Annotated in this window: 1 protein-coding gene; it reads left to right on the top strand. The window is 56.6% G+C overall.

The window, feature by feature from the left end; translation table 11 throughout:
* Positions 1–1,478 (top strand): excinuclease ABC subunit UvrA (gene uvrA, locus VN114_RS05190; RefSeq protein ID WP_325512680.1); only part of this gene is annotated, 1,478 nt, incomplete at its 5' end.
* Positions 1,479–1,596 lie beyond the last annotated feature (118 nt).

Here is a 1,596-nt window from a genome sequence, read left to right as displayed (position 1 = left end):
TCAAGGAAATCCGCGAACGTCTGGAATTCCTCAACGATGTTGGTCTCGACTATCTGACACTGGCACGCAATTCCGGCACGCTGTCGGGTGGTGAAAGCCAGCGTATTCGCCTTGCCTCACAAATCGGCTCCGGTCTGACTGGCGTGCTTTACGTGCTCGATGAGCCGTCCATTGGCTTGCATCAGCGCGACAATGCCCGCCTTCTCGACACACTTCGTCACCTACGCGATCTCGGCAATACCGTTATCGTCGTCGAACACGATGAAGATGCGATCCTGACAGCAGACTATGTGGTCGATATCGGCCCGGCTGCTGGTGTTCATGGCGGCAAGATCATCGCGCAGGGCACGCCGAAAGACGTTATGTCCAACCCGAATTCGCTCACCGGCAAATATCTGTCGGGTGCGATGGAAGTAACTGTTCCCGCTGAGCGCCGCAAGCTCACCAAGAACAAGCGCATCCGCGTTGTCGGCGCGCGTGGCAACAATCTGAAGGATGTTTCAGCGGATATTCCGCTTGGCACATTCACGGCAGTTACAGGCGTATCCGGTGGTGGCAAGTCCACCTTCCTGATCGAAACGCTATTCAAGGCCGCTTCGCGCCGTATCATGGGCTCGCGCGAACATCCCGCGGAGCATGACCGCATCGAAGGACTGGAATTCCTCGATAAAGTCATCGACATCGATCAGTCGCCGATTGGCCGCACGCCGCGTTCCAACCCGGCGACCTATACCGGCGCGTTTACACCGATGCGCGATTGGTTCGCCGGCCTGCCGGAAGCCAAGGCTCGCGGTTATCAGCCCGGACGCTTCTCGTTCAACGTGAAAGGTGGACGCTGTGAGGCCTGCCAAGGCGATGGCGTCATCAAGATTGAGATGCACTTCCTGCCGGATGTCTATGTCACCTGTGATGTCTGTCACGGCAAGCGCTACAACCGCGAAACGCTGGAAGTGCAGTTCAAAGGCAAGTCGATTGCCGATGTTCTCGACATGACGGTTGAGGAAGGCGCTGAGTTCTTCTCCGCAGTTCCAGCCGTGCGTGACAAGCTTGAAACGCTGGTGAAGGTTGGCCTCGGCTATATCAAGGTCGGTCAGCAGGCAACGACACTTTCGGGTGGTGAAGCGCAGCGCGTGAAACTCGCCAAGGAACTGTCGCGCCGCGCAACGGGTCGCACACTCTATATTCTTGACGAGCCGACGACCGGCCTGCACTTCCACGACGTTGCAAAGCTTCTCGAAGTGCTGCACGAGCTGGTCGAACAGGGCAATACGGTTGTGGTCATCGAGCACAATCTCGAAGTCATCAAGACTGCCGACTGGGTTATCGATCTTGGTCCGGAAGGTGGTGATGGCGGCGGCGAGATCGTGGCAGTTGGACGTCCGGAAGATATCGTGAAGGAAAAGCGCTCTTATACAGGCCAGTTCCTGAAAGAACTGCTGGAGCGACGCCCAAAGGGCAAAGCAGAAGCTGCTGAATAATTATCTAGCCGGGCAATGCCCGGCTTTTTTATTCTACGAGACCAACAACTGGCCCATATCCGCCATGCCACGAGATATCGTTTTTCCCCATGGCTGGATTGTAAATTCCAGCACCGCC

It is taken from the genome of Oxalicibacterium sp. (assembly GCF_035565035.1).
GTDB lineage: Bacteria > Pseudomonadota > Gammaproteobacteria > Burkholderiales > Burkholderiaceae_D > Oxalicibacterium.
Note: the sequence above shows the minus strand (reverse complement) of the source record. Positions and strands in the feature narration are given on the sequence as shown.